This is a genomic window from Bifidobacterium sp. UTBIF-78, assembly GCF_006408945.1.
GTDB lineage: Bacteria > Actinomycetota > Actinomycetes > Actinomycetales > Bifidobacteriaceae > Bifidobacterium > Bifidobacterium myosotis.
In genome coordinates, this window is the sequence record NZ_JFAO01000003.1 from 53341 (window position 1) to 75740 (window position 22400).

Annotated in this window: 18 protein-coding genes; 15 read left to right on the top strand and 3 right to left on the bottom strand. The window is 62.0% G+C overall.

Annotated elements, in window-relative coordinates; translation table 11 throughout:
• Positions 1-329: 329 nt before the first annotated feature.
• The 5 genes from BG22_RS00765 to BG22_RS00785 all read left to right on the top strand — a co-directional run bounded on the left by BG22_RS00765 (position 330) and on the right by BG22_RS00785 (position 5972).
• The gene (locus tag BG22_RS00765; protein ID WP_140492212.1) at positions 330-959 is read left to right on the top strand and encodes a 50S ribosomal protein L25/general stress protein Ctc; all 630 of its coding nucleotides are present in this window, start codon (positions 330-332) and stop codon (positions 957-959) included.
• Between the two features lie 329 nt (positions 960-1288).
• On the top strand, positions 1289-2416 hold the full coding sequence (locus BG22_RS00770; protein ID WP_140492215.1) for a branched-chain amino acid aminotransferase: 1128 nt from the start codon (positions 1289-1291) through the stop codon (positions 2414-2416).
• Between the two features lie 278 nt (positions 2417-2694).
• A complete protein-coding gene (locus tag BG22_RS00775) occupies positions 2695-3003 on the top strand; it encodes a type II toxin-antitoxin system RelB/DinJ family antitoxin (protein WP_140492218.1) in 309 nt (102 codons plus the stop codon).
• Between the two features lie 842 nt (positions 3004-3845).
• Entirely contained in the window at positions 3846-4829 is a 984-nt protein-coding gene (locus tag BG22_RS00780) for a MazG nucleotide pyrophosphohydrolase domain-containing protein (RefSeq protein WP_258186150.1), read from the top strand.
• 357 nt (positions 4830-5186) lie between these two features.
• A complete protein-coding gene (locus BG22_RS00785) occupies positions 5187-5972 on the top strand; it encodes a trimeric intracellular cation channel family protein (RefSeq protein ID WP_140492224.1) in 786 nt (261 codons plus the stop codon).
• A 325-nt stretch (positions 5973-6297) separates the two neighbouring features.
• Here BG22_RS00785 and rpsT read toward each other — a convergent pair whose 3' ends face one another.
• Complete coding sequence (gene rpsT / locus BG22_RS00790; RefSeq protein WP_140492228.1) at positions 6298-6558, bottom strand: 30S ribosomal protein S20; 261 nt, start codon at positions 6556-6558, stop codon at positions 6298-6300.
• Positions 6559-6698: 140 nt separating this feature from the next.
• On the opposite strand from rpsT, the gene lepA reads away from it, so the two are divergent.
• From lepA to BG22_RS00810, 4 genes are all read left to right on the top strand, one after another.
• On the top strand, positions 6699-8585 hold the full coding sequence (lepA, locus tag BG22_RS00795; protein WP_181163318.1) for a translation elongation factor 4: 1887 nt from the start codon (positions 6699-6701) through the stop codon (positions 8583-8585).
• Positions 8585-9910, top strand: a complete 1326-nt coding sequence (gene hemW / locus BG22_RS00800) for a radical SAM family heme chaperone HemW (protein WP_140492233.1) — start codon at positions 8585-8587, stop codon at positions 9908-9910. Before lepA ends, hemW begins: the two co-directional genes overlap by 1 nt.
• Before the next feature lie 114 nt (positions 9911-10024).
• The gene (locus BG22_RS00805) at positions 10025-11017 is read left to right on the top strand and encodes a Gfo/Idh/MocA family protein (RefSeq protein ID WP_219846918.1); all 993 of its coding nucleotides are present in this window, start codon (positions 10025-10027) and stop codon (positions 11015-11017) included.
• 142 nt (positions 11018-11159) lie between these two features.
• Positions 11160-12044, top strand: coding sequence for a formate/nitrite transporter family protein (locus BG22_RS00810; protein WP_219846919.1), 885 nt, complete (start codon positions 11160-11162; stop codon positions 12042-12044).
• Between the two features lie 150 nt (positions 12045-12194).
• Here the strand turns inward: BG22_RS00810 and BG22_RS11025 are convergent, their stop codons facing one another.
• A complete protein-coding gene (locus BG22_RS11025) occupies positions 12195-12323 on the bottom strand; it encodes a hypothetical protein (RefSeq protein WP_258186142.1) in 129 nt (42 codons plus the stop codon).
• A 343-nt stretch (positions 12324-12666) separates the two neighbouring features.
• Between BG22_RS11025 and BG22_RS00815 the strand changes: the two genes are divergently transcribed.
• A complete protein-coding gene (locus BG22_RS00815; RefSeq protein ID WP_140492236.1) occupies positions 12667-13707 on the top strand; it encodes a LacI family DNA-binding transcriptional regulator in 1041 nt (346 codons plus the stop codon).
• Positions 13708-13757: 50 nt separating this feature from the next.
• Here BG22_RS00815 and BG22_RS00820 read toward each other — a convergent pair whose 3' ends face one another.
• Positions 13758-14378 (bottom strand): TetR/AcrR family transcriptional regulator, encoded by a 621-nt coding sequence (locus BG22_RS00820; protein ID WP_140492239.1) that lies wholly within the window; start codon positions 14376-14378, stop codon positions 13758-13760.
• 232 nt (positions 14379-14610) lie between these two features.
• Between BG22_RS00820 and BG22_RS00825 the strand changes: the two genes are divergently transcribed.
• From BG22_RS00825 to BG22_RS00845, 5 genes are all read left to right on the top strand, one after another.
• Positions 14611-15312 (top strand): ABC transporter ATP-binding protein, encoded by a 702-nt coding sequence (locus BG22_RS00825; protein ID WP_140492242.1) that lies wholly within the window; start codon positions 14611-14613, stop codon positions 15310-15312.
• Between the two features lie 5 nt (positions 15313-15317).
• A complete protein-coding gene (locus BG22_RS11325) occupies positions 15318-18662 on the top strand; it encodes an FtsX-like permease family protein (RefSeq protein ID WP_140492245.1) in 3345 nt (1114 codons plus the stop codon).
• 28 nt (positions 18663-18690) lie between these two features.
• Positions 18691-20214 carry an amidohydrolase family protein gene (locus BG22_RS00835; protein ID WP_181163319.1) on the top strand — a complete coding sequence of 508 codons (1524 nt, stop codon included), beginning with the start codon at positions 18691-18693 and terminating at the stop codon, positions 20212-20214.
• Between the two features lie 107 nt (positions 20215-20321).
• Positions 20322-21029, top strand: a complete 708-nt coding sequence (locus BG22_RS00840; protein WP_140492251.1) for a flavodoxin — start codon at positions 20322-20324, stop codon at positions 21027-21029.
• A 143-nt stretch (positions 21030-21172) separates the two neighbouring features.
• Positions 21173-22321, top strand: a complete 1149-nt coding sequence (locus BG22_RS00845) for a glycerate kinase (protein WP_140492254.1) — start codon at positions 21173-21175, stop codon at positions 22319-22321.
• The last annotated feature ends 79 nt before the right edge of the window (positions 22322-22400 follow it).

Genomic DNA, 22400 nt, shown 5'->3' on the forward strand with positions numbered 1-22400 from the left:
GCAATTCGGTGGATTGCCTGTAGGCGAGGGGAGTGCGGTTTACCGCGCGACCTGGTACCGAGCCAAAGCGTGTTGCTTTGGTAAGGCCGAGCCGTTAAACGGGCAATCCGGTGGATTGCCTGTAGGCGAGGGGAGCATGGTTGACCATGCGACCTTGGTACCGAGCCAAAGCGTGTTGCTTTGGCGAGGGAAGATACAGTCCCGCAAGGGTCCGCGTCTTCCGTTATCGACTCGGCGTGTGATTCACCTCCTTGGGTGCGTTCTGCGGCGCGTCGTGGCGTCAAACAGACAGAACGACAAGTAACACCTACTAAACAAGGAGTGCCAACATGGCAAACACTGTCAAGCTTGAAGGCGAAGCCCGTACTGAGTTCGGCAAGGGCGTGGCCCGCCGTCTGCGCGTGGCCAACAAGATTCCGGCCACCATCTACGCCGGTGGCGAGCAGCCGGCCTTCGTGACCCTGCCGATGCGCGAGACCACCCTGGCCCTGCGTCACACCAACGCCCTGTTCACCATCGCCTACGGCGACGAGTCCAAGATGGCCGTCGTCAAGGACGTGCAGCGTAACCCGGTCAAGCGCATCATCGAGCACATCGACTTCCTCGAGGTGAAGGCCGGCGAGAAGATCGACGTCGAGGTGCCGGTGTTCGTCGAGGGTACCCCGAAGGGCGCCGCCGTGGCGTTCGTCGACATCCAGGAGCTCAAGGTGCGCGCCGACGTCACCAACCTGCCCGAGAAGATCGTCGTGAACGTGGACGGCCTGACCGACGGCACCAAGGTCTTCGCCAAGGATGTCGTCCTGCCCGAGGGCGTCGAGCTCGACATCGAGGATCCGGAGGAGTCCGTCGTCTCCGTCGAGGTGCCTGAGGACGCCACCGAGACCACCGCCGAGACCACCGCTCCGGCTGCCGACGCCGCTGCCCCGGCCGCTGCCGCTCCGGCTGCCGACGCCAAGTGATCGGCCGCTCGGCCTGATCGCCGAGCCGCGTAGCATCGGCAGGGCGCTGAATCGGCCGTAACCTGCGCATTGCAATTCGAAAGCCCGCGAACCGTGCGAACGGCGCGGGCTTTCGCATTCGCGTCCTGGCTTTGCGGCTTCTGGTGTCCCGGTTCATGGTTCTGAGTTCCCGGCTTCTGATTCCACTTCGCCTTTCACCATGTGAACGCTCCCTACCGCAGGGTCTGCGGGTGTGACACAGTAGACACCAGAGCTTGCGCCACAAGCGCGAAGCACCATTCCCCAATCGCGGCGGCCCGCCGTCGCATGCAAGAAGAAGTAGTTAAGCAATGACTGAAAACACGCACCACGATCCGGCTGCGCTCGACAAGCTCACCGAACCGTTCACCGTACTGCCGAACGACAACCCCGCGTCCGATGAGAAGCGTCAGTCCCTCATCGACAAGCCGGCCTTCGGTCAGGTGTTCTCCGACAACATGACCCACATGACCTGGACCAAGGGCGAGGGCTGGTCCGACCGTCGCGTCGAGCCGTACGCGCCGCTCAAGATGGACCCGGGCGCCTCCGTGCTGCACTACGCCCAGGAGTGCTTCGAGGGTCTGAAGGCCTACCGTCACGCCGATGGCTCCACCTGGCTGTTCCGCCCGGACGCGAACGCCGAGCGTTTCCAGAACTCCGCCAAGCGTCTGTACCTGCCGGAGCTGCCGATTGACGACTTCCTCGGTTCCGTGGCCGCGCTGGTCAAGCGCGACGCCAACTGGGTACCGTCCCGTCGTGAGTACACGCTGTACATGCGTCCGTTCATGTTCGCTTCCGAACCGTTCCTCGGCGTGCGCGCCCCGCAGGAGGTCGACTATTGCGTGATCGCGTCCCCGTCCGGCCCGTACTTCCCGGGCGGCGTCAAGCCGGTGAGCATCTGGGTTGAGGACAAGTGGTTCCGCACCGGTCCTGGCGGCACTGGTTTCGCCAAGTGCGGCGGCAACTACGCCGCCTCCCTGCTCGGCGAGTACAAGGGCATCGAGAACGGCTGCCAGCAGGTCTGCTTCGTGGACGCCGCCACCAAGACCTACCTTGAGGAGCTTGGCGGCATGAACATGATGGCCGTGCACAAGGATGGCCATGTGGAGACCCCGTCCCTGACCGGCAACATTCTGCCGGGCGTCACCCGTCGCTCCCTGATTCAGCTGCTGCAGGACAAGGGCCACGACGTGGTCGAGACCATGATCGCCATCGATCAGCTGCTCGACGACATCAAGTCCGGCGAGGTCACCGAGGTGTTCGCCTGCGGTACCGCAGCCATCATCACCCCGATTGGTCGTTTCAAGTCCGAGAAGTTCGATGTGACCGTCGCCGACGGCGGTTCCGGCGAGCTCACCTGCGCCCTGCGTGATGAGCTGCTCGGTATCCAGCTCGGCGAAATCGAGGACCCGCACAACTGGATGTGGAAGGTGTGCTGATAAGCGCCTTCTGATTGCGGTATTGAGACCCCTTGGAATCATTCGGATTCCAAGGGGTCTCGCATATTTCAGCAAAGTGTATGAAACCTGTTTCAGCGAAGTGTGAAGAGCCGGATTATGCCTGCGGTTATCGGACGCAGCTGCATAATCAGGTTCGTGACAGGGAGATGCTTGCAGATGAAACGCTGGACTGGAATATGAGGGTGTTGGAATAGTATCATTAGGTGCCATTTTGGTGTATATTTGGTACCTTTTAGTGTACTAACTGGAGGTGGGTTATGGGCAAGCTGGTCGCCAGTGTTGATGATGATGTGAAGGCGCGTGCCGCCGCGCTCTACGAATCCATGGGAGTGAGCCTGAGTACTGCGGTGAATATGTTCCTGCGACAGTCATTGGTGGACAACGGGTTCCCGTTCCGGCCTCGCCGGTACGAGGGTGTGAGACTGTTGCCTACTGAGGAGACGAGCAGTGTGATGGTGGAGGCAGAGGCCAAGGAACTCGGATTGATTCCGGACGATGCTGTGGAATGCCGGACGGAAGACGAGATATGTGGGCATTTGCGCGGGCTTAGAGAGCGTGCGCGGTGAGCCATGTCATCAAGTTCGATTTCGCGTTTCGACACCGATTATGCATGGTCAGGCCGGTACGTATTCCGAATTATGCGATGATCTGGATGGCGCCCTCTTCGTGTTGCATGAGAATGATGAGCTTCCCGAGGCATACAGGCCGCATGTGCTAGACAATCCGGGAGGCAATTACACGGGCATTGGGAGTTTCACCTGGCGACTGACATCAGCCGCAAGTTCGATGACGATGAGACGTGATGGAGTATTTCGACATGTCGAAAGCCGTCATGGAGGAGCCTTCCCGTCGATGGCATCAGGAGCTCCCGCCTCTGATTGATTGAATTAAGGCCAGTTAACGGGCGAGGCGGGCATATGTCATTACATGAGCCCTGAAACTGTGCCCCCGCACCGCGTATTGCACTGTTTTTGGGTTTGCGTGGCACGGAATTATGCCCCCGCAGGTGATTCTTGCCATGATTTTGCTTGCGGGGGCACGGCCTGTGCCCCCGCAGCTGTCATATAGGTGTTTTTCGGCTACGGGGGCACACAGCTCAGGATTGAAAACCGCATGATTCCGCCATTGTCGTCGAATAGTGCAATTCCGGCCAGAATGGGGGTGTGCCCCCGCAGGCCGTTTTCGTGTGATTTTGGGCTGCGGGGGCACGCTAATCACACTAGGAGCACTATTACACGAATACCTCTCGCCCCTCACGGATGAAATCACCTGATTGAAGCTACCGGCCGCCTCCCGTCAAAGCACAAGGCACAAAGCTATTTCCCCGGGCTCGGACATCAGACCCACCTGATTACGCTATAGATGGTAAGGAGAGAACAATCTTCGCTGAATGAGATGAGGTCTGATGATGAACGATTCCGGCGTTGACGCAATGCAGGCAAACCGCGATCCGCGATGCCGTACACAATACCGTTTGCCGGACGGGTTCGAGCATTGCTCGAAATTGAAGCCGGTGATGGAGGCGGCAACCGCGCTGGACCGGGTCAAAGCCGTGGTGGATGTGCTGTATTCGCCGGGCGGTTGCCCGTGGGACGGCAAGCAGACGAACGAGTCGCTGCTCAAGAATCTGCTTGAGGAGACGTATGAGTATGTCGATGCGGTTGAGACTCATGACCGTGCCAATATGCGCGAAGAGCTGGGCGACGTGTTGCTGCAGTCCGTGTTCCAAGCACGGGTCTGCGAGTCGGATGCTGAGGATCCCTTTGATATCGACGAGGTCGCCGACCGTCTGGTGAACAAACTCATCACCCGTCATCCGCATGTCTTCGCGGCCGATACCGGTATCGACCTCGATTCAGCACCTGATACCACCGATACTGACAATACTCCCGATACCACCAATACCGCCGACTCGGCAGATAACGGCGGAAACGCCAAAGACGGGAACGCATCCCTGCAACAGGAATCCCCGGAAGCCGTTCTGGCGCTATGGGAAAAGATGAAACAGCAGGAAAAGCATCGTACTTCCGTCCTGGAGGGCATCTCCCAATCGCAAGGTGCGTTGCCCCGTGCGGCCAAAGTCGTCTCCCGCATCTCCAAGTCGCCCAATGCCGATGAACTGTTCAAGGCCTTCGATGAGATGCCCTTGAGCAAGGGCCAACGCGATGACGAACGACATGCGGCAGGGCGATCCCAGAAAGCGGAACAATCCACGCTGAACGGCGACGCGACTGCTGAGCGCGAAAAGGCTGATGCATATGCCAATGCGATTCTCGGCATCGTGCGCAAAGCTCGAATCGATGGGATCGATATCGAGGCCGCGTTGCGCAATCGTCTACGCGATGTCGAATCGCGCGTCGCTGATATCGAATCCAGCAGCCGAGCAAGATGAGGAACGCCGGTTTGGCCTGTACCTTCGTCTGCAGCAATGCGTGTAATGGCAGTGTCGTTGATAGGCGAGAGTCGTTATCCGGCCACAGGCTATCCGGCCATGGATTGCCGGGATGGCGACAACCGTACATCCGGTCGGTTTTGGTCACTCTTAGGATGACCATGCATAGCTCCCGACGAGACCCGGCGCTACCCGGCGTGGCGTCGCGGTGCTCAATCAGGCGAGGTTGGGGTAGGCTCGGGTACGGCGTTAGTGCCGGGCAAGGCGAGCGAAGGCGAACACGGTCGGATCGGCGCGGACCGGCGTGAACCGGAACGAACCGAAGCGATGCGAGAGATGCGGGAGGAGTGTGAACTCATGCAGCAGGTGGCGTTGGAGAACAATGTGGTGTTCGTGGGCATCGAATACCTCGCCATCCTGTGTTGGGGCCTGTCGGGCGGGCTCTCCGCCATCCGCAAGGGGTATGACATCTTCTCGATCATGCTGTGCGGCTGGCTGACCGCGTTGGGCGGCGGTCTGTTCCGCGACGTGATGCTCGGCGCGTTGCCCCCGGTCGGCATCACCGACAAAGGCTATGTGCTCACCACATTGTTCTCCGGAGTGGTCGTGGTGGTCGCGCATCCGGAGATCGCGAAGCTCAAATGGACGATGACCATCATCGACGCGCTCGGTCTGGGCCTGTTCGCCGTCAACGGCACGGCGAAGGCCTTGTCGTTCGGCATGTCGGGCATGACGGCCGTCTTCCTCGGCATGTTCACCGCCCTGGCCGGTGGACTCATCCGAGACATCTTCATCGGCGATGTCCCGATGATCATCCGCGACAAGCATCTGTACGCCGTGCCCTCGTTCATCGGCTGCATCCTGACCGTGCTCGTATGGCGCGGGGTGCGCTACGGGTGGTTCGACATGCGTTCGGAAATGATCTTGGATGTGCTCATCGTCATCATCGTGGTGGCCATCCGTCTGCTGTCGGTCGGATTCAACGTCACCATGCCCGGTGCCATGCAGCGTCACCATGTCTATCTTGCGGGGGAGGGACGGTACCTGCGCCGTCCGGTCATCCACCCGCATGTGGGGGAGGATGAGGATGACGACAACGAGGATGACGAAGCCGTTGAGGGGCACGGTCGCCGCCGTCGATGACGCAGCGCGTCGGTGGTGGTCCTACAGTGGCTCGACCCATGATGCCGGTGGCGCGCGCCATGGTGGCAGGTGGCTGACGATTTGTGCGGGCGCATCGGATGCATCAGTTGCATCGGGAGCATCGGTTGCATCGAAACATCGCCCGGGAATCCCGGGGCCTCATCCGACTTGGCATCCCGGAGCATCACGCCGAAACATGGCACATGGCAACATGACAAGCCAAACGCAAGCACCATAACAGAAATCCCGCAAACCAAACGGCTTGCGGGATTTTCTGAAACCTTGACGGTTGTGCAACGTCAGGTCAGCGCTTACGCGATGATGCTCACAGAGTGTTGATCGCGACGGCCAGACCGGACTTGCGGTTGGCGGCCTGGTTCTTGTGAATCACGCCGGCGCCGGCAGCCTTGTCCAGCTTGCGGGCGGCGACCTTGTAGGCGGCCTCGGCGGCAGCCTTGTCACCGGCGGCGATGGCTTCGCGGGTGGCGCGGATGGCGGTCTTCAGGCCGGACTTCACAGCCACGTTGCGAAGGTGCGCCTTCTCATTGGTGAGCACGCGCTTCTTCTGCGACTTAATGTTTGCCACGTTTACTCCAAACGATGTGTATTACAAGGACATACAAAAATGTGAGTATAGCACCGGCCCCGGAAAAACCCGCACCGAGCCACGCCGCATACAGTCCCTCGGCTAGAATAGGACGAGTTTGAGTAATTCCAAGAGGAGGAATGTCGTTGGTCGTTCAACACAATCAGCCGGGTTCCACCGATCAGTCGCTGATCCGCAACTTCTGCATCATCGCGCACATCGATCACGGCAAGTCCACCGTGGCCGACCGCATCCTGCAGTTGAGTGGCATCGTGCCCGAGCGCGAGATGCGTGACCGGTTCCTCGACCGCATGGACATCGAGCAGGAGCGCGGCATCACCATCAAGTCGCAGGCCGTGCGCGTGCCATGGACGTTCGACGGCACCGAATACACGCTTGGCATGATCGACACCCCCGGCCATGTGGATTTCACCTACGAGGTCTCGCGCGCGCTGGCCGCCTGTGAGGGTGCGGTGCTGCTCGTGGACGCTACGCAGGGCATCGAGGCCCAGACGCTGTCCAACCTGTACATGGCCATCGACCACGACCTGACCATCATCCCGGTGCTCAACAAGATCGATCTGCCGAGCGCCGAGCCGGACAAGCACGCCGAGGAGATCGCCGGACTGATCGGATGCGAGCCGGGCGACGTGCTGCGCGTCTCCGGCAAAACCGGCGAAGGCGTGGCGGAGCTGCTCGACCGCATCGTGCTCGAGGTGCCCGCGCCGCACGGCGATCCGGTCGCGCCCGCCCGCGCGCTCATCTTCGACTCCGTCTACGACTCCTACCGCGGCATCGTCACGTACATCCGTATGGAGGACGGCGAGCTGCATGCCCGCGAGAAGGTCCACATGATGGGCATCGGCATGAGCCACGACCCCATCGAGATCGGCGTGATCAGCCCCGACATGACCGCCACCAAGGCGCTCGGCGCCGGCGAGGTCGGCTACATCATCACCGGCGCGAAGGACGTGAGCCAGTCGAAGGTGGGCGACACGCTGACCTCGGCCGTCCGCCCCGCCACCAAACCGTTGCCCGGCTATCGCGATCCCAAACCGATGGTGTACGCCGGCCTGTTCCCGATCGACAACGCCCAGTTCCCCGAACTGCGTGACGCGCTCGACAAGTTGAAGCTCAACGACGCCGCGCTCATCTATACGCCGGAGACGTCCGTGGCGCTGGGCTTCGGCTTCCGCTGCGGCTTCCTGGGATTGCTGCACATGGAGATCGTCAACGAGCGACTGTCTCGCGAGTTCGGCCTGGACCTCATCCAGACCGCCCCGAACGTCACCTACGACGTGACCGCCGAGGACGGCAGCCAGCACCATGTGACCAACCCGAGCGAGTTCCCGGACGGCAAGATCAAGAAGATCGTCGAGCCGATGGTGGCCGCGGACATCATCACGCCCAAGGAGTTCATCGGCTCGGTCATGGACCTGTGCCAGGACCACCGCGGCCAGATGGGCACCATGGAGTACATCTCCACCGACCGTGTGGAGATGCACTACCGCATTCCACTGGCCGAGATCGTGTTCGACTTCTTCGACCAGCTCAAGTCCCGCACCAAGGGCTACGCCTCGCTCGACTACCACGAGGACGGCGAGCAGTCCGCCGATCTGGTCAAGGTGGACATCCTCATCCAGGGCGAGAAGGTGGATGCCTTCAGCGCCATCGTGCATCGCGACAAGGCGTACAGCTACGGTGTGATGATGACCAAGAAGCTGCGCGAGCTCATTCCCCGTCAGCAGTTCGAGATTCCGATTCAGGCCGCGATCGGCTCGCGCATCATCGCACGCGAGAACATCCGCGCCCTGCGCAAGGACGTGCTCGCCAAGTGCTACGGCGGCGACATCACCCGTAAGCGCAAGCTGCTCGAGAAGCAGAAGGCCGGCAAGAAGCGCATGAAGATGCTCGGTCATGTGGAGGTGCCGCAGGAGGCGTTCATCGCCGCCCTGTCCACCGGCGATGATTCCAACGACCGCGACACCAAGGACAAGATCCGCGCCGCGCAGAAGACCGAAGGCTGATGTTCGAGGTCTATATCCACGTGCCGTTCTGTCTGCGTCGTTGTGGGTATTGCGATTTCAATACCTATACGGCTGTGGACATGGGCGCCGGCGCCTCGCGCGGCAATTACGCCAACATGGTCATCCGCGAGATGGAACTGACCCGGCAGTGGCAGCTCGACCACGGCATCGAGGAGCCTCCGGCGTCGACCGTGTTCTTCGGTGGCGGCACGCCAACCATCCTCTCGGCGGACGACCTGGTGGCCATGCTCGACGCGATCCGGCGCATCTGGGGTCTCGAGCCCGATGCCGAAATCACCACCGAGGCCAATCCGGACACTGTCAACGAGTATTACATCGGCAAGCTTGCCGAGGGCGGCTTCACGCGCGTCTCCTTCGGCATGCAATCCGCTGTGCCGCATGTGCTCAAGACCCTCGACCGCACGCACACGCCCGCCAACGTGGAGGCCGGCGTGCGCGCCGCGAACAGGTTCGGGCTGCGTTCCAGCGTGGACCTCATCTACGGCGCGCCGGGGGAGAGCCTCGACGACTGGCGCACCTCGGTCGAAACCGCCATCAATCTTGGCGTGAACCACATCTCCGCCTACGCGCTCACGGTTGAACCCACCACCAAGATGGGCCGTCAGATCGCCGCCGGTACGCTGCCCAAGCCCGATGACGACGACGAGGCCGCCAAGTACGAAATCGCCGACGATCTGTTCGCCGCCGCCGGTCTCACCTGGTACGAGGTCTCGAACTGGGCCCGTCCGGGTTATGAGAGCCGGCACAACCTGGGCTACTGGCGCAACGTTGATTGGGCCGGACTTGGACCCGGCGCGCATTCGCACTACAACGCGGTGTCCAATTCCATCTCCGTCGCATCGGATCGTCTTCGCATCCCGACGACAGCGGAATCCCCTGACCGCGTGGGCGCAGGGCTCGACCGTCACGGTCTGCGTGCCTGGGACATCGCGCATCCGCGCATGTGGGGCACTGCACTCAACGAGGGTCGCATGCCATGGGGCGGCAGCGAGACGATCACCCCGGCCGAGAACCTTGAGGAGCTCATCATGCTGGGACTGCGCATCCGTGACGGCCTCGACCTCGGCCGCATCAACCGAGAGATTGTGGATATCAACGCCGCGAAACCAGCGGGAGAGCCGTCGCCGATGCTGCATCCCATCACCGTGGACCAGTTGCGGCCGTTGATCGACGAAGGGCTGATTGCTATTGATTCCGGTGATTCGGCCGACGCCGCCGATGACGCCCGCATCATCCCCACCCGCGAGGGCCGACTGCTCAACGACGCCGTCATCGAGCGGCTCTTCGACCTTATTGGCGTCTAGACATGAGTTGCCTGCCATCGCCGAGTGCCGCCGGCGCATATGGCAGAATCATTGTTGGACAACGTAACGGATGATCAGAACCGGACATGGACCGTCAACGGAAAGGAGCCGATCGTGGAGACGGATATGCGTGAACTCAACTGGGCGACATTGGGAACCGGCGTCATCGCCAACCAGCTCGAGCAGGCGTTGGAAAGCCGCGGCCGCAAACTGTACGCGGTGGCTAACCGCACGCACGACAAGGCGGTCGCATTCGCCGAACGGTACGGCATCGGCAAGGTCTACGACGACCTCAACGACGTGTTCGACGATCCGCAGGTGGACGTGATCTACATCTCCACACCGCACAACACGCACATCGGATTCCTGCGCAAGGCGCTCGCCGCCGGCAAGCATGTGCTGTGCGAGAAGTCCATCACACTCAATTCGGACGAATTGGATAAGGCGATTGCGCTCGCCGAGGCCAATCATGTGGTGCTCGCTGAGGCCATGACCCTCTATCACATGCCGATCTACAAGAAGCTCGACGAACTCATCGGTTCCGGCGCGCTCGGCGAACTGAAGCTCCTGCAGGTGAACTTCGGCTCCTACAAGGAGTACGACATGGCCAACCGCTTCTTCAACCGCAACCTCGCGGGCGGTGCCATGCTCGACATCGGCGTGTACGCGCTCTCCTTCGTGCGCTGGTTCATGAGCTCCAAGCCCGATCAAATCCTCTCGCAGGTCAAGTACGCGCCCACCGGCGTGGACGAGCAGTCCGGCATCCTCCTGACCAATCCGGACGGCCAGATGGCCACGGTCACGCTGTCGCTGCACGCCAAGCAACCCAAGCGAGGGCTCGCCGTGTTCGACAAGGCCTACGTGCAGGTCACCGACTACCCGCGCGGCGAACGAGCCACCATCACATGGGTGGACGACGGCCGCACCGAGACCATCGAGGCCGGCAGCACCACCGATGCGCTCGCCTATGAGGTCGAGGACATGGAGACGGCCATCGCCGGCGATCCGGCGGTCATGCATCTGGACTACACGCGCGACGTGATGGCCATGATGACCGAGATCCGCGTCGGCCAGTGGGGCATGACCTACCCGGAGGAGGAGCGGTAGGCTTTAGCACAGTGCGATGTGAGACGGTGTGATGGGAGAAGCCGGATTCCATGCGTTTGAAGGCGGCGATGTACTGCCGTAGAATCGGACGCTGGCGGCCGTGACGTGCGATACGCGGCCATGACGAGGGAGCATTACAGCCATGAACGAACAACGTCGGGACCGCGAAGGATCTTCTCCGAAGGTGGCAGCCTCGATGCCGCCTTCGACATCGAAGCTCGGCATCAACGCGCTCACTCCGGTCGAGACCGAGGAGGCGGTTGAAAACGCCGGCGTCGCCAAGACCCGGCTCACCGGTCGTCGTGCCTTCGTATCCGCTATGTTCGCCGGCGCGTTCATTGGTTTCGGCGCGCTGTTCTTCCTGATCGTCACCTCGGACCCGGCGATGACATGGGGGCCTAAGCGGTTCGTCGGCGGGCTCGCCTTCTGCATGGGACTGGTGCTCGTGCTGTGCTGCGGGGCCGAACTGTTCACCGGCAACTCGCTGATGGTCTCCGATCTCGCCGCGCGCAAGGTCACGGTTCGTCAGATGCTGCGCAACTGGATCATCGTCTGGTTCGGCAATCTGGCGGGCGCCCTGTTGCTGGTGCTGCTGGTCGCAGCGGCCGGGACCATGGGCCTTGCCGATGGCTCGGTGGGAGACCTTGCGGTGTCCACGGCCGTGGCGAAGGTCACGCCCGACTGGTGGACACTGTTCGCGCGTGGCATCCTGTGCAATGTGCTGGTCTGCTTGGCGGTGCGCATCGGATTCGCCGCGCGCTCGGTGTCCGACAAGGTGCTGGGCATCCTGCTGCCCATCGCGGGATTCGTCGCGATGGGGTTCGAACACTGCGTGGCCAATATGTTCTTCCTGCCTATGGGACTGGCGGCGAAGCTGCTCGGATTCGGTGCTGGCGTGGCGGATGCGGGTGCGTTGACCATAGGGGCCATCGCGTACAACTTGTCCGCGGCCACGTTGGGCAACATCCTTGGCGGATCGTTGTTTGTGGCGTTGGGCTACTGGTATCTCAACACGAAGAAATGCTAAGAAATACTAAGAAATGAGAGGACGCCATTGTCCGATATTCAGTTATACCGGCTTCCCGCCGATGGTTGAATTATCGATTACTGTTATGACCATATAGGTCGGGGAGTCCATCGGATGATGACGGACCCGTGCGCCCGCTAGGGGCTGGGCTCAGCGGGCGTTCTTCTCGACGTCGTTGATGATGTCACGCATCACCTTGGCGTTGGTCATACCGGCCTGGGCCATGGAGCTCACACCGTACATCGCCAGACCGCGAATCATGGAATCCTTGAACGACATAATCATTCCTTTCGTTGGTCAAAGCCGGGTGGCTTTGAGTTGTTGTTTTCGGTTTCATTCTTTCTGAAACCGGTTTCAGAATAGCGCGTCTTGTACGCGCCAGCAAGTTACCACATGGTCATCGGCGTTTCGCGCCATATTCCGCCATTCTTGTGATTGTTGTGTCGAACCGGTTTGATGTTAGCGTCTGCGGATGCCCAGTCAGCTGTCGCTGACAGATCCCCTCATCGGCGGGCCTATCATTCAGATAATTGCGAGACGGATTACTGGGATATGCCGGGGACGCTATTGTGGAAGCGGACCACACGAGCGGATGCGGTACGACGGAAACGGGGGAGATGGCATGGCGAGGAACGCGGGGCGCACGCGGCCGGTGATTAAGGACGTGGCACGTCTGGCCGGGGTTTCCGCTCCGACGGTTTCGCGGTATCTCAACGGCACGGTCAACGTCACCGAAGACAAGCGGCGCCGCATCGCCGAGGCCATCAAGGAACTCGGCTATGAGCCGAGCGTGGCGGCACGCGCACTGTCCAACCGTGAGATGGACTCGGTGGTGGTGTTCGCCGCCAATCCGGACGACTTCTCCACGTCCGCCACGAACCATGGCGTGGAAGCGGCGGCGCGCAAACGCGGGTTTCTGCTCAACATTGTTTCGCTGGACGAGTCGGACATGGGGTCGGTCGAGGCGCGCGTGCGTATGGGTCTGTCCGTGCGGCCGGCGGGCGTCATCGTCTACGAGTATGGCTGGGCCGGTGTCGAGGCGCTGAAGCGGCTGCCGAAGGACGTGCCGGCCGTCGTGGTGGGAGGCGGCTTCGGCGACGGCGACTATCAGGTGATTAACGCCGAACGCGACGGCGGACGCTGGATGACGATGCACCTGCTGGATCTGGGGCATGAGCAGATTTTCCATGTCGCGTGGGACCGTGAAACCGGCGATAACTCACGCTCGAACGGCTGGCGTGATGCGCTTGCCGAGCGCGGAGTCGAGGCTCCGGAGCCGATTCTGGTGCCCTTCGGCGACCTCGGCGCGGCGGTCGCGCTCGGGCGGACGCTTGGCGCGCGCAAGGACGTTACCGCCATATTCGCCGCCACCGACGAGATCGCCATCGCGGTGATGAAAGGGCTGCGCGAGGCAGGGCGGCGCATTCCGGATGACGTGAGCGTGGTCGGGTTCGACGATATGCGCTTCGACGCCATGTGGGAACCGGCGCTCACCAGCTACACCCAGAATTTCCATGAGATGGGGGAGCGGGCCTTCCGTATGCTGTATGGGCAGATCGAGGCGCAGCGCACCGGCCGGGAGCCGCCGCCCGCTCAGGTCGAGGTGGTGCAGGGCCGTCCATGCTTGCGCGCCTCCGAGCGCCCGCCAAAGGATCGCGTCTGATTCGTTGGCGGAACTGTTGCTGGCGATGTGATGGATGGGCGCAAGTGCGGTCACCACAGAATGTCCGCCGGCGCAGTGGTTTTGTTGCGTTCGATGATGAGACATATTTCCTCAGGGGATTCTTTGCATCCCCGTCGAATCCACAGCCAGACGATGGAGGCGACCGCGGAAACAAGAATTTCCATCGCATAGTCGGCCGGAATACCGTTGTAGATGGTTTGTGGTTCGGCATCCCGGTGTTTCGCCTGCGTGATGATGAGTCGCTTGAGCACGTCCTTGAAACGCTCGTAGAGAGACATGTCGTTGCCGGATTGCGATATCGCGTCGAAAAATGCGTAGTCGTTTTTCACATATTGCAATGCTTTGGCGATGGATTGAGATTGAAATACGTCAACTACTGATTTGCCGGATTGGCTGATTGTTGGTTCGTTCGGGTTAGTTCGTTCGACGAGAATGTGCGTCAAATCGTCAATGGTGTCGTTGATGAGTTGTTGGCGTAGGTTGAACTTGTCAACATAATGCATGTAGAACGTGCCACGATTGATGCCTGCGGTGCGCGCGATATCGCTGACGGTCATCGCTTCGAAGCCTTTCGACTTGACCAATGTAGTGAATGCGGACTTGATTTTGGCTTCGGTTTTCGTGTTGCGTTTGCCGGTTGCGGATGCCATGGACTTCCCCTCAAGTATGAGTTGAGCTGTGTGATCGGCTATTGCTGAATCATAGCAATCTGCAACTAATTCTATCAACATGTTGTTTATTTAATGTCATTATGAACGAATTATACAAGACTGTTCAATTTGAACAGAATGTCGAGAATCGTTCGTTGACAGGCCTTTTTCGTCGTCTTTATCATCATGGCAGTAAATCAACATGTTGTTCATTCAAAGGAAGGTGGTATCGATGGCCTACATTGAAATGATTCATAGCTACAAGCGCTACCACATGGGAGACACCGTCATCGTCGCCAACAATGACGTGAGCTTCGGCATCGAGAAGGGTGAACTGGCAATCATCCTCGGTTCGTCCGGCGCAGGGAAATCGACCGTACTCAACATTTTGGGCGGCATGGATACCAACAGCGAGGGGCAGGTGATCATCGACGGCAAGGACATCTCGAACTACACCGCGCGGCAGCTGACCGACTATCGCCGCACCGATATTGGGTTCGTATTTCAGTTCTACAACCTTGTCTCGAATCTCACTGCGAAGGAGAACGTCGAACTCGCCTCCGAAATCGTGCGCGATGCGCAGGACCCGGTTCAGGCGCTCGTGGACGTGGGGCTGAAGGACCGCATCGACAACTTCCCGGCGCAGCTCTCCGGTGGTGAGCAGCAGCGCGTCGCCATCGCACGCGCCGTGGCCAAGAACCCCAAGATCCTTCTGTGCGACGAACCGACCGGCGCGCTCGACTACAACACCGGCAAGCAGGTGCTGCGCATCCTGCAGGACCAGAGCCGCGTCAAGGGCGCCACCGTGGTGATTGTCACTCACAACTCCGCCATCGCGCCCATCGCCGACCGCGTGATCCACATGCACGACGCACGAGTTAAATCCATCGAAGTCAACGAGCATCCCATGGACATCGAGGACCTGGAATGGTAAGCGCCATGACGTCTCGCAGGCCCCGCAAGCCTCGCAAGCGCATGCTGTGGCGCGACATCCGCGCCACCCTCGCCAAGTCCAAGGGGCGGTTCGCCTCCATCGTGAGCCTTATGACTCTGGGGTCGTTCGCCCTCGTGGGCCTGTTCGCCACCGCGCCCGACATGCGGTCCACCGGTCGCACATTCTACGGCGAGCATAACCTCGCGGACGTCACCGTGATCAGCGACTACGGCCTGACCGCCGACGACGAGGCGATCATCCGCGAAACCGCCGGCGTGAAGGACGCTGAATTCGGCTACTTCAAGGATGTGACGATCGCGGACAGCGATCACAGCCTGCGCATCCACTCACTGCCCGAGACCGTCTCCACCTATGCGGTCGTGGAGGGCCGACTGCCGCAGGTGGCCGGGGAGATCGCGCTTGACTCGGGGGAGCGTGATCGGTTCGCCGTGGGCAGCTCCATCCGTGTGACCGAACTGCCGGACATCGCCGGCGACACCGTGTTGAGACGGACCGGCTTCACCGTGGTCGGCTTCGTGGAGGCCAGCGATACCGTCTCCAACCTCAACATGGGACAGTCCACCGCAGGATCCGGCGAACTCGACGGATACGCCGTGGTCACCACGGGCACGTTCGACTCATCCGTGGCGATGATCGGCCGCGTCACTTTCGAGGACACAGCCGGACTGAACTACTGGGATGACGCCTACCGCGACCGCGTGCAGGACCACAAAACCATCCTCTCCCGGCGGCTCGCCAACCAGCCCTCCGCCCGCCGCGACTCCATCCGTTCCGAACGCCGCGAGCAGATCGCCAAGGCGCAGGAGCAGGTGGACGACGCCAAACAGCAGCTCGCGGACGCCCAAGCCCAGCTTGACGACGCCAAGGCGCAGATCGAATCCGGCAAGGACCAGATTACCCAGGGGCAGCTTGACGCCGTCGACCAGGCATCCTCCGCGGCCGCCGAACTCGCCGGCGCCACCGCGCAGATCGCTTCCGCCAACTCCACGCTCTCCGCCGCCCAAGCCCAGCTGGCCGCCGCCGCCCAGCAACTCAATCAGAGTCAGGGCAGTCTCGAACTCGCCTGGCTGCAGCTCAACCAGGCCGGCATGCAGCTTACCGCAGCCCGCGCGGCGCTCGACGCTTCCAGGATCGCGCTCGACGCCACCGGTCGTCTGCTTGCTGCATGGGAGAAAACCGGGATAACCGGCAAGGCATACCAAAGCCTCAAGGCGCGATATGATTGGGCGCTCGCCGACTGGAACACAGCCGCGGACACGTACAACGCCATGCTGAACCAATACCATAGCGGCCTTGAACAGTTCAACGAAGGTTCCGCCAAGCTTGATCAGGGATCCGAGGAGTATCAAAGGAATGCGGCTGCGATCGCAGAAGCCCAAAAACTGCTTGCATCCAAGCAGACCGAACTCGGGCACGCCGTCTCCACGGCCGCATCCGGATCGGCGTCCGACGGTGCCGCACAGATGATCCAAGGCCAGCGTGATCTCGAGAAGGCCGAGGACGAATACGACCAGAAGCTCAAGGAATTCAACGATGCTAAGCCCGAGGCCGAGAAGAAGATCGCCGACGCGGAACATCAGATCAAACTGGCGAGCGAAAAGGTGGACACCCTCGAGGTGCCTGCGTACTCGATTGACGGACGGCGCGAGGGACTCACCTCCGAGGGATACCGCGTGTACGAGATCATCGCGGACATCGTCATGAAACTCGCGCGCATCTTCCCGATCTTCCTGTACTTCGTAGCCGCGCTGGTCACGTTCACCACCATGGGTCGCATGGTGGACGAGGAGCGCACCAACTCCGGCACCCTTAAGGCGTTGGGATATGGGAACGCGGACATCATGAAGAAATTCCTCGTCTACGGCTTCTCCGCCTCCACGGTCGGTACGGTCTTGGGCGTGGCGGCTGGGCACACCATTCTGCCGCTTATCGTCTACCATGCTTACGATTCCGGATTCACCATGCCGCGCATCGAACTGCGATTCCACCCGGGGGTGACCGTCGCTGCGTTCCTGCTCGCATGGGCAAGCGCCGTGGCTCCCGCATGGATTGCCGCGTCCCACGAGCTTAAGGAGAAGCCCGCCGCGCTGCTCCTGCCCAAACCGCCCGCCAAGGGCTCGAAGATTTTCCTTGAGCGGATCACGCCCGTGTGGGATCGCCTGAGCTTCACCCGTAAGGTCACGGCCCGCAACCTGTTTCGTTACAAGTCTCGCGGTTTCATGACCATCTTCGGCGTGGCCGGCGCGGTGTCGCTGCTCACCGCGGGGCTGGGCGTACAGGCGTCGATTGGTCAAATCGGCGAGCGCCAGTTCGGCGACATCATCCATTACGACCTGATCGTGGCGGAGAAATCGGACAACAACGCCGACCAACGCGACGCCGTCTCCGAGGCCGTTGCCCCGGCGGATGGGGACGACGGGAACGGGACGATCGACCAATCCGCACCGATCCGCTACGAGGAACTCACCACCACCGCCGGCAAGCAGGGCGACAAGCAGACAATCACGCTCATCGTCACCGACGACGCCTACAACTTCGGAGACTACATCACCCTGCGCGACCGCGTCTCGCGCGGCCCGCAGGTCCTGACCGACCGAGGTGCGATCATCTCGGAACGCATGGCGAACATGCTCGACGCCAAGGCCGGGGACACCATCTCCGTGACGGATCCCGACGGCGTGGAGCGCAAGGTGCGTGTGGACGGCGTGACCGAAATGTACATCGGACACTTCATGTTCATGTCCTCCGGCGGCTACGGTCACGCGTTCGACGCCGACTACCAGTCCAACGCCTACATGGTCCGCCTCAAGGACTCATCCGTGGACAACGCCAACAGGCAGGGAGCGGATCTCATGGCCGTGGACGGGGTCAAGGGCGTGGTGCAGAACATCACCATGAGGAACCAGGTGGCCACGATCGTCGACTCGCTCGACCAGATCATGGAGGTGCTCATTCTGGTGGCCGTGCTGCTCGCGGTGGTGATTCTTTACAACCTCACCAACCTCAACGTGTCCGAACGCATTCGCGAACTGTCCACCATCAAGGTGCTCGGCTTCCACACCGGGGAGACGACCATGTACATCTACCGCGAAACGATCGTCCTGTCCGCGTTTGGAGTGCTGGCCGGATACGTGTTCGGCGCCGGCCTGCACCGATACATCATCACCGAGGTGCCGCCGGACGAGGTCATGTTCGACCCGGCCCTCGCCTGGCCCGTGTTCGCCGTGCCGCTCGCCGTGGTGGTCGCGGTGCTCGCCATGCTCGGCTGGGTGGTCTGGCGCCGCCTCAAGGACGTGGACATGCTCGGCGCGTTGAAGAGCGTGGAATGAGCCGGAAATGGAGGAAGAAAGGAAAACCATGAACCTTCCTGTAGAATCGAATGATGCTGCCCCGCTGCGCTTCCGCGGCAAGGTCGACTTCCAGTCGCACTACTTGCCGCCTGCGTATCTGGAATTCCTGCGCGCGCATCATCCCGGAAACCCGGACGGCTATCCCACGCCCGACTACTGGACCCCTGACTGGCAGCGCGACAAGATGGACCTGCTCGGCATCGCCTACGCACATCTGGAACTCTCCTCGCCGAACATCTTTCTGCCGCAGGTGTACGACTGCCTGCAGCTGGCCCGGAAGATCAACGATCAGGGGGCGGCGATCGCCGCCGGAGCGCCGACCCGGTTCGGCCTGATCGCCACACTGCCCCTGCCGTGGGCCGAGGCATCCGCGGAAGAGGCCCGGCGTGCGCTCGACGAGCTCAAGGCCGACGGCGTGGGACTGACGACCAACCACCATGGCGTGTATCTGGGTGACCCCCGACTCGATCCAGTGATGCGCGAACTGGACGACCGCGGCGCAATGGCGATCATCCATCCCACCGCGCCGCCCGTGTCCGTGCCCGGCGCATGCGAGGGCCTGTCCCTTCCTGCTTTCGAATACTTCGTGGAAACCACACGGGCCTTCACCAACATGGTGCTGGAGGACACGTTCGTCAAGTTCCCAAACATCCGCTGGGTGATGCCGCATGCCGGCGCGTTCGTCTCCATCCTCGCCGACCGGTTCGAAAGCTTCGCGTTCATGCTGCGCTTCGCTGACCCGGACCGTCGTGTCGACTATATGGACGCCATGTCCCATGTGTACTACGACCTTGCCGGATTCAGTGAGCCCAAGCAGCTTGCCGACCTTTTACGCAACGTGCCGGACACCCACCTGCTGTACGGGTCGGACATCCCCTACACGCCCATCGAGGCGGTGCTCGGCCAGGCTCGAGCGCTGGAGAGGACCGACAAGCTCACCGAGGAGCAGAAGCGCATGGTGTTCACCGGCAATGCGCTCGCCATCAGTTCGAAGCTCGCTGGGATCCCGGCATTGGCCCGGGCGGCTTCCGAGCCCACGGGGGATGCGGTGGGGGAGCGGAACGGACGGTGGTATGTGCGGCTCCTGCACGATCTCTTCCCGCATAGGCATGTGGCCGTGCGCGTGCCCGTCCCGCCGCACGAGGCCGCCCCAAGGATCGCCGGGGCCGTCCGCGATGCCGCCGCCGCGCGCCTTGCGCCCGATTCCGGCGACGACCCGTCACTCACCGCCCGCTATGATGTGCGGCTCAACTCGCCGGTGGGCGTAATCGCGATCCCTGTGATCGTCTCCTACGATGACGCGACCCGAACCTCGTTCCACGGCAAGGCGAAGATCATGGGAATCGTAGCATCCTACCGTGATGGTGTGCGCGACGGAACGCGGCATTCGTTCGACATTCGCGTGCGCCTGCCGTTCGGCCCGCTTGCCGTCCACCTCGATGCTGACGTGTCCGAACCCGACGGATCGGTTGTGGGTACGGCCGTCGCGCCCCATCGCAGGCCCATGCCCTTCACCGGCCGGCGGCGCTGATCGTCGTGGTCCGATCTCGCATGTGCTTGTCTTCGAGCGCTTGAGGTGGGTATTACGGAAATCGAACGACAGACCGTCCATATCGGGATGAAGGAAAGGAACCCATCATGTCCAAGCGCATGCTCGTCACGTATTTCTCCGCCACCGGCACCACCCGTGAGGTCGCCGAACGCCTCGCGCACGCGATCGGCGACTTCAAGGAGATCGAACCCGCCGAACCGTACACCGCCGCCGACCTCGATTGGCGTGACTCCGACAGCCGCACCAGCGTCGAACACCGCGACCGCGACATGCGCCCGGAGCTGAGGACGCCGATCGACGTGAACGGCTACGACGTCGTGTTCGTCGGATACCCGCTGTGGTGGGAGACCGCGCCGCGCGTGGTGCGCACGTTCCTCGAAAGCGAGGACTGGACGGACAAGACCATCGTCACGTTCGCGACCTCCGGGCCCAGCACGCGCGGCGCCGACGGCGTGCAGCTGCACGATTCGGCGCCCGCCGCCCTGCTGGGGGAGATTCTCGAGCACAATCCGGCGAACGGACCGCTGTTCGCCAGCATGCGCGCGTTCATCACGGAACGCTCGCGCGACCTCATGCGCACTTGCGTGGACCGTGATCGCCATTCGCTGCCCGCCGAACTGGTCGCCGACCACTACGCCAACACCCTGATGCTCGTGCTCGATTGGGCCTACCTGCGTGGTCATGCGCTCACGCGCCCCGAAATGCATGATTATGCGCATGCGCTACTCGGGAACGGGGGAAGCGCCGTTTCGTCGTCGACGTACCGCGCGCCAGAGGATATGTCGGTGCGATGAAAGGTGCTGGACGTCTCATCCCGCCGCCTTCGCCGGGTCTTTGCACGCGAGTTGCATTGTTTTTGCGACCTCGGTAGCGGTGAATCAGCTAACTTTGGATTGCCGGGGTGGGGATATGGCGATGTGATAGATAAGCTGGTGCCATGACCCGAAACGCCCGATACGTATGCGCTCCCGATTCGTTTAAGGAAAGTCTTACCGCACTTCAGGCGGCGCAGGCCATGGCGGAAGGCATCCGCAGGGCCGACCCCGGGGCCGAAATCCGTCTGCTGCCCATGGCGGACGGCGGCGAGGGCACGACCCGTGCGCTGGTTGATGCCACGGGCGGTTCGATGCGGACGACAGCGGCTCACGATCCGTTGGGCCGTGGCATCGCGGCGGAATACGGCCTGCTCGGCGACGGTGCGACCGCGGTCGTGGAGGTCGCCGCGGCGAGCGGTCTGGCATTGCTTGCGCCGTCCGAACGCAATCCGCTGGTCGCCTCGTCGTATGGCACCGGCGAACTCATCCTCGCGGCATTGGATGACGGCGCGGCCAAGATCATCGTCGGACTCGGCGGCAGCGCGACCAACGACGCGGGCGCCGGCATGCTTCAGGCGCTCGGCGTGCGGCTGCTCGATGATGAAGGCCGCGAGCTGTCGGCCGGGGGAGCGGCGCTGGCCCGGCTGACCGACATCGATGTCTCGGGGCTCGATGCGCGGCTGTATGACGTCGAGGTGATCGCCGCGTGCGACGTCACCAATCCTCTGGTTGGTCCGCAGGGTGCCAGTGCCGTGTTCGGTCCGCAGAAGGGCGCGACCGCCGACGATGTCGCGCTACTGGACCGCGCGCTTGGTCACTTCGCAGAGGTCGTCGAACGGCGGCTGTCCGTGGACGTGGCTGATGTTCCCGGTGCCGGCGCTGCTGGCGGCATCGGTGCGGCGTTGAGGGGCTTTCTCGATGCCGGGTTCCGTCATGGTGTGGATGTCGTCATCGAGACCGTGGGATTGCCCGATGCGGTCCGGTGGGCGGATGTGGTGTTCACCGGGGAGGGATCGATAGACGCGCAGACACGATACGGCAAGACCCCCGCCGGGGTGGCCGAGACCGCCAAGCGCTATGGCAAGCCGGTCGTCGCCATCGCCGGGCATGTGGGCGAGGGCATCGACGAGCTGCATGCCATTGGCATCGACGCCATCTTCGGCATCGCCCCCGGTGCGGCCACCTTGCAGGATCTGCTTGAGGATGCGTCGGCGAATGTGGAACGTACCGCGGAGCAGGTCACGCGACTGCTCATGCTGGAAAAGGAATGACCCAAAACGATTTCGCCGGTCGGCATCGATTACCGAAGGAGGATGTGCGGCAATCGGTGCCGGTATGGTTTTCCGTGCT

Excerpts from the sequence above, each read along its gene's own strand:
- BG22_RS00810 (WP_219846919.1), top strand. The coding sequence starts at position 11,160 with ATGAACGAACAACGTCGGGACCGCGAAGGATCTTCTCCGAAGGTGGCA.
- BG22_RS00845 (WP_140492254.1), top strand. The coding sequence starts at position 21,173 with ATGACCCGAAACGCCCGATACGTATGCGCTCCCGATTCGTTTAAGGAA.
- BG22_RS00840 (WP_140492251.1), top strand. The coding sequence starts at position 20,322 with ATGTCCAAGCGCATGCTCGTCACGTATTTCTCCGCCACCGGCACCACC.
- BG22_RS00765 (WP_140492212.1), top strand. The coding sequence starts at position 330 with ATGGCAAACACTGTCAAGCTTGAAGGCGAAGCCCGTACTGAGTTCGGC.
- BG22_RS00775 (WP_140492218.1), top strand. The coding sequence starts at position 2,695 with ATGGGCAAGCTGGTCGCCAGTGTTGATGATGATGTGAAGGCGCGTGCC.
- BG22_RS00820 (WP_140492239.1), bottom strand. The coding sequence starts at position 14,378 with ATGGCATCCGCAACCGGCAAACGCAACACGAAAACCGAAGCCAAAATC.
- BG22_RS11325 (WP_140492245.1), top strand. The coding sequence starts at position 15,318 with ATGACGTCTCGCAGGCCCCGCAAGCCTCGCAAGCGCATGCTGTGGCGC.
- BG22_RS00780 (WP_258186150.1), top strand. The coding sequence starts at position 3,846 with ATGAACGATTCCGGCGTTGACGCAATGCAGGCAAACCGCGATCCGCGA.
- lepA (WP_181163318.1), top strand. The coding sequence starts at position 6,699 with ATGTCGTTGGTCGTTCAACACAATCAGCCGGGTTCCACCGATCAGTCG.
- BG22_RS00835 (WP_181163319.1), top strand. The coding sequence starts at position 18,691 with ATGAACCTTCCTGTAGAATCGAATGATGCTGCCCCGCTGCGCTTCCGC.
- BG22_RS11025 (WP_258186142.1), bottom strand. The coding sequence starts at position 12,323 with ATGTCGTTCAAGGATTCCATGATTCGCGGTCTGGCGATGTACGGTGTG.
- hemW (WP_140492233.1), top strand. The coding sequence starts at position 8,585 with ATGTTCGAGGTCTATATCCACGTGCCGTTCTGTCTGCGTCGTTGTGGG.
- BG22_RS00815 (WP_140492236.1), top strand. The coding sequence starts at position 12,667 with ATGGCGAGGAACGCGGGGCGCACGCGGCCGGTGATTAAGGACGTGGCA.
- BG22_RS00770 (WP_140492215.1), top strand. The coding sequence starts at position 1,289 with ATGACTGAAAACACGCACCACGATCCGGCTGCGCTCGACAAGCTCACC.
- BG22_RS00785 (WP_140492224.1), top strand. The coding sequence starts at position 5,187 with ATGCAGCAGGTGGCGTTGGAGAACAATGTGGTGTTCGTGGGCATCGAA.
- BG22_RS00825 (WP_140492242.1), top strand. The coding sequence starts at position 14,611 with ATGGCCTACATTGAAATGATTCATAGCTACAAGCGCTACCACATGGGA.